Below are 4,343 nucleotides of genomic sequence, written 5' to 3' on the forward strand. Positions count from 1 at the left end.
GTGAGCAGCCGGACGGGCCGCCTCGGGGCGCGCTCGATCTTCTTGCGCAGATGCATGATGTGCACATCGACGGTGCGGTCGCCGATGTACTTGTCGAAGCCGTGCAGTTCCTCCAGGAGCCGCTGTCTGGTGAAGACCCGGTCCGGTTCCGCCGCCATCGCGGCGAGGATACGGAACTCGCCGGGCGTGCACACGACCGGCGTTCCCCCGACCGACACCTCGTGCCGGGCCGGATCGATCCTGAGCGTGCCCACCGAGAGCACCTCGTCCTCGACGGCGGCGGGCGCGGAGCCGGGACCGGGGACGGCGGCGGGGCCGGCGGAACGCCGGTGGCGGCGCAGCAGCGTCCGTACCCGGGCCATCAGCTCACGCGGGCTGAACGGCTTGGTCATGTAGTCGTCGGCGCCGAGATCCAGACCGAGCAGCAGATCGTCCTCGGTACTGCGGGCCGTCAGCATCAGCACCGGCACCTCCCGGCTCTCGGCGCGCAGGATCCGCACCACGTCGAGGCCGTCGGCCCGGGGCATCATCACATCGAGCACGAGCAGGTCGGGCTCCCTGTGCCGGACCTGCTCAAGAGCCGCACGTCCGTCCCCGACGACCGTGACCGAGTGCCCCTCGTGCTCCAGATAACGGCGCACCAGTTCGGCCTGCTTCACATCGTCCTCGGCGACCATGATGTCTGCGCACACGCCGACGATCGTAGCGAGCCGCGAGACCGGCGAAGGGGCCTCCGCGACCAGGTCCTGCCCGGTCGGACCGGACAGGACAGGACCCGTCCTCCCGGCGCTGTTCCAGGGCCACGATCACACGGACCGGGTGAGCTGCCCGTCGTCCTCCAGATCCTCGGCGAACTCCCGCAGGGCGTCCGCCATCTCCCGGTACGCGTCCTCGTCCACATTCGGCCAGGACACCCCGATCAGGTCCAGCAGGATGTCGGCCCACTCCGGCACCGTGACAGCCACGATCCCAACCCCCCGTACGCGCAGGCGCGTTCACAGAATGCTTGTGCGAAGAGCCTGGCATGGACGCGTCGAACGGATCAAGGCGACAGGGCCTGGGCGGAGAGGGTCTTCTGTACGGCCTCGTCCAGGCGGTTCATGTCGAGGGCCGCCGCGTCCTTGGGGAGGATCATGATGCGGAGTTCGTCGGTGAGACGTCCGTGGGCGTTGTGTCCGAGGAAGGACCGTACGGTCAGCCGGACGAGACCCACACGGTCCAGGTCGTTGATCCGGGCCAGGCCGGAGCCGAGCACGGCCATGGCCACCGGGCGGTGCTGGGCGTGTGTGCGTACGTGGTGCCAGAGCTGGTCGAGGGCGGTTTCCAGCAGGGGCACGCTGGACTGGGCGAACAGGCCCCGCTCGTCGACCTGGCTGTAGGCCAGCGCGAAGAGGCGGCGTCCGCCCTGCTGGAGCACCGCGACCGTGCCGACCGGGTGGCGGGTGAGTTTGCCGTAGCGCTTGGTCTCCCGGGCCTCGACCTTCCGGGGCGCGTCGCGCCGTGCTCTGCGCAGTTCGCGGTCGAGAAGCTGATGGTCGCCGTCGTAGAGCCGGTGGACCAGTTGGCCCTGCACACTGGCCCGGCTGACCAGGCGGTCGTCGGCGGTGTTGGTCTCGAAGGTGTCGCTGAACCCGATGACCAGATGCGCGTCGTGCTGGTCGAAGAGGTCGCCGATCCGGACGCTGATCAGGGACTCCGGGGAGCCGGTCCGGTACTGGAGGTCGGCGACGCCGGTGGTGCGCCGCAGGGAGAGACGGGCCAGGCGGTCCCGCAGGGCGGTGTCGTGCGGATGGTCGGCGAGCAGGGCGGTGGCGGTCTCGATCGCCGGATCCGTCCGGCCGAAGGTCTCGTAGAGGTCGAGAAGACGGCGGCGCGCCTCGTCGTGGGCCGCGGTGGCCCGCTGTATTCGGCGCCGGGCCCACTCGTGGTGCTCGACATCGACGAGCGGCCGGCCGCGCCAGAGCTCCAGCGCGCGCCGCAGCAGCGACACCTCGCGTACGGGCGGGGCTCCCCGTGAGTCGGCGAGAAGACGCTCGAACTCGATCAGGTCCACGCTGTCGGCGGGCAGTTCGAGCCGGTAGCCGGGATTCTTCCCCGGGTCGGTGAGGAGCAGCACGGACGCCTCGCCGGGACGGTCAGGATCGAGCGCGGTACGCAGCGCGGAAACACACTTGTAGACGTGTGTCCGCCGCCGGCGGGCCTCGTCCTTGGCGGCGAACCCGTTCACCGGCGGCCCGTCCCCGGGCAGCAGCACCTCGCGGCTGAGGTCGTCGACGCGCACATTGCCGCCGAGGTCCAGTGCCAGCCGGATCAGGACGGCCATGAAGCGGGGTTCGAGCCGCACCGCCACACCGTCGCGCTCCAGAACGGCACGGTCCATCAGAGTGAGCCGTACAGCCACGTCGTCCCCCCGTCGGCCGCTCCGGGAGGACCCGTCGCCCCCCGCGCCGACTCGCCCATACGGTACTCAGCCGCGCATCGGGCGCACAACCGGCATCCGTTCGGAATCAGAAAAGCATCGCTTCCGCTCTTTGGGCGGAATCCGGCACGGGGGTTCCATCGACTCGTCGTCCCAGGCCAGGAGGGGGGTCGGGGAACGGCACACCATCCGCCACCACGCCCACGAGGAGGAACGCCGATGACCGAGGAACGGCACGGGCGGCCCCGCGACGATGCCCCGGCGCCGGGAAGTGTCCCAACTGACCAGTCGACGGCGGTGACTGACGCAGCGTCAGTGACTGGTGCCGGATCCACTGGATTCACCGAATCCGCCGGATCCACCGGTCCTGCCGGTCCTGGCGGTTCCGCTGGTCCTGGCGGTTCCGCTGGTCCCGTTGGGTCCAGGAGTTCCGTTGAATCCAACGGTCCTGCTGGTGCTGCCAGTTCTGCCGGTCCTGCCGGATCCGCCGGCGACGCGGCCGAGGGCGGTCCGGCCGGCTGGGCCAGGCGCTGGCTCGGCCTGCTGGAGCGGGCGCTCTCGGACGCCGTACCGGACCGGGTGCTCTCCTACCGCGAGGTCGTCGGCTATCTCGCGGCCAACCGTCCCGCCGGTCCGGCACCGGTGCGCGGCGCGCTGCTGCGGCGCCGGCGGACCGGTGCCTGGGTCTTCCGGGTGCTGTTCCTGGACGAGTCCGGCGAACCGCTGACCGACCGTACGACCCACAGGCCCCTGGGCTACGCGGTGCTGGCCCGGGACTGCGACGAGGAGCTGAACGACATGTTCGGCGACAAGGATCTCATCGTCTTCGAATGAGGAGGCTGTTGTGCTGGAGCTGATTCTGATGGCTTTGGCGAGTGTGGTCATCGACATCGTGCTGACCGTGGTCGTACTGGCCTTCTTCGCTGTCGTCCAGTGGTTCCTGGAGGTCCAGGAATCCGTTGACGAGAGCGATATCGCGTTCACCCTGAAACAGGAGCTGAAGAACGGCGAGTACGCCGTCTTCCAGGGCATATTCGACCAGTCCACCGACCGGCTCGAACACGTACGGCGCATCAACACCAAGCAGCTCGACTCGAAACTGTCCCAGGCCCACGCCCAGGACAAGCTCGTCGTCTACACATAACCGCCCGCTCACACATGGCCGCCCGCTCACGCGGTCCGGTCGCGGAGTCTTTCACGCACAGGGGGACACACCATGGAAGTTCTCGTTGTCATCGCCATTCTTGCCGTGATCATCGGCCTGATCGTCCACAAGCCCCGCCGCGAACCGACGGCCGCCGAGAAGTTCGGCGCCGTACTGGTGGGCATTCTGACCGTCGCGGTCATCGTGTGGAACGAGATCGAGATGTGGTTCGAAACGCACCGCGCCCCGGGCACGCTGGGAGAAATGGTGCGCAAGAAGCTGGACGCCGGAGAGGTGACCGTCGTCGACTGCAATATCCGGCAGGGCCGCACCACGCTGCACACGAAGTCCTGGCAGTCGCGGAATCTGGATCCGGAACTGGAACGCCGGTTCGGTGATTCCGACCGCATCGTCATGTATTCGTCGTAGCCGTGCGTGGGTCACAGGCATCGGAGGAGGTCGCCATGGGTGTGCGAAAGGACCAGCGCGAGACATCGTCCGCGTCCGGAACACCAGGGCGGAACGAGACCGCCCAGCGGTACCGCCTGGAAATCCTCGGGCTTCCCGACGGTGTGCCGGTGGAGGCCGGAGCAGCCTTCCGGGGGCGGCTCACCCGCCACACCAGGGAGCTCTTCGACGAGACCGGTCTGACGGAACTCAGGCTGGTGGTACGACGCGGGGGCTCCGACGCCGGGGCACGTTCCCGGCCGGCCACCGCTCCCCCGGCGGCGGAGGCGGCGGAGGCGGAGGCCACGGGAGCCGCGGGGACGGGGCCTGCGG

7 protein-coding genes are annotated in these 4,343 nt (G+C 69.2%); 4 read left to right on the forward strand and 3 right to left on the reverse strand.

Annotated features, from left to right (window positions below):
* The 3 genes from BFF77_RS14090 to BFF77_RS14095 form a co-directional block, all read right to left on the reverse strand.
* Positions 1-692, reverse strand: a 692-nt coding sequence (locus BFF77_RS14090) for a response regulator transcription factor (RefSeq protein ID WP_079125138.1), incomplete at its 3' end; no start/stop codon positions are given.
* Between the two features lie 114 nt (positions 693-806).
* Complete coding sequence (locus tag BFF77_RS35615; RefSeq protein ID WP_169922666.1) at positions 807-965, reverse strand: hypothetical protein; 159 nt, start codon at positions 963-965, stop codon at positions 807-809.
* Between the two features lie 77 nt (positions 966-1,042).
* Entirely contained in the window at positions 1,043-2,380 is a 1,338-nt protein-coding gene (locus BFF77_RS14095) for an AfsR/SARP family transcriptional regulator (RefSeq protein ID WP_141698433.1), read from the reverse strand.
* A gap of 354 nt (positions 2,381-2,734) precedes the next feature.
* Between BFF77_RS14095 and BFF77_RS35165 the strand changes: the two genes are divergently transcribed.
* From BFF77_RS35165 to BFF77_RS14115, 4 genes are all read left to right on the forward strand, one after another.
* A complete protein-coding gene (locus BFF77_RS35165) occupies positions 2,735-3,253 on the forward strand; it encodes a hypothetical protein (RefSeq protein WP_141698434.1) in 519 nt (172 codons plus the stop codon).
* A gap of 10 nt (positions 3,254-3,263) precedes the next feature.
* Positions 3,264-3,563, forward strand: coding sequence for a hypothetical protein (locus BFF77_RS14105; RefSeq protein ID WP_066948693.1), 300 nt, complete (start codon positions 3,264-3,266; stop codon positions 3,561-3,563).
* Between the two features lie 72 nt (positions 3,564-3,635).
* Positions 3,636-3,992: a hypothetical protein gene (locus BFF77_RS14110; RefSeq protein WP_141698435.1), complete on the forward strand. Its 357-nt coding sequence runs from the start codon at positions 3,636-3,638 to the stop codon at positions 3,990-3,992.
* Positions 3,993-4,027: 35 nt separating this feature from the next.
* The coding region (locus BFF77_RS14115) for a hypothetical protein (RefSeq protein WP_141698436.1) at positions 4,028-4,343 on the forward strand (316 nt) is incomplete at its 3' end.

Source organism: Streptomyces lushanensis (assembly GCF_001700515.1).
GTDB classification, from domain to species: Bacteria; Actinomycetota; Actinomycetes; order Streptomycetales; family Streptomycetaceae; genus Streptomyces; species Streptomyces lushanensis.

Excerpts from the sequence above, each read along its gene's own strand:
- BFF77_RS14095 (WP_141698433.1), bottom strand. The coding sequence starts at position 2,380 with ATGGACCGTGCCGTTCTGGAGCGCGACGGTGTGGCGGTGCGGCTCGAA.
- BFF77_RS14110 (WP_141698435.1), top strand. The coding sequence starts at position 3,636 with ATGGAAGTTCTCGTTGTCATCGCCATTCTTGCCGTGATCATCGGCCTG.